The organism is Metabacillus lacus (assembly GCF_009674805.1).
GTDB lineage: Bacteria > Bacillota > Bacilli > Bacillales > Bacillaceae > Metabacillus_C > Metabacillus_C lacus.
The window spans coordinates 1-377 of record NZ_WKKI01000131.1 but is presented as its reverse complement, the minus strand read 5'-3'; the positions used below and the strand labels follow the sequence as shown (position 1 = coordinate 377).

Sequence of the window (377 nt, the reverse complement as noted above, 5' to 3'; positions counted from 1 at the left end):
GCTTCTGCGTCTGCATTTGCATCTGAATCTGCATCGGCTTCTGCATCCGCGTTTGCATCGGCTTCGGCATCCGCTTCTGCGTCTGCATTTGCATCTGAATCTGCATCGGCTTCTGCATCGGCTTCTGCATCTGCATTTGCATCAGAATCTGCATCGGCGTCAGCTTCTGCGTCTGCATCGGCTTCGGCATCGGCTTCGGCGTCTGCATTTGCATCTGAATCTGCATCGGCTTCGGCATCCGCGTTTGCATCCGCTTCTGCGTCGGCTTCGGCATCTGCATTTGCATCTGAATCTGCATCGGCTTCTGCGTCTGCATTTGCATCAGAATCTGCATCGGCTTCTGCATCGGCGTTTGCATCCGCTTCGGCATCCGCTTC

1 protein-coding gene is annotated in these 377 nt (G+C 55.2%); it reads right to left on the bottom strand.

The features are described from left to right. The coding region (locus GJU40_RS20620; RefSeq protein ID WP_212029931.1) for a hypothetical protein at nt 1-377 on the bottom strand (377 nt) is incomplete at both ends.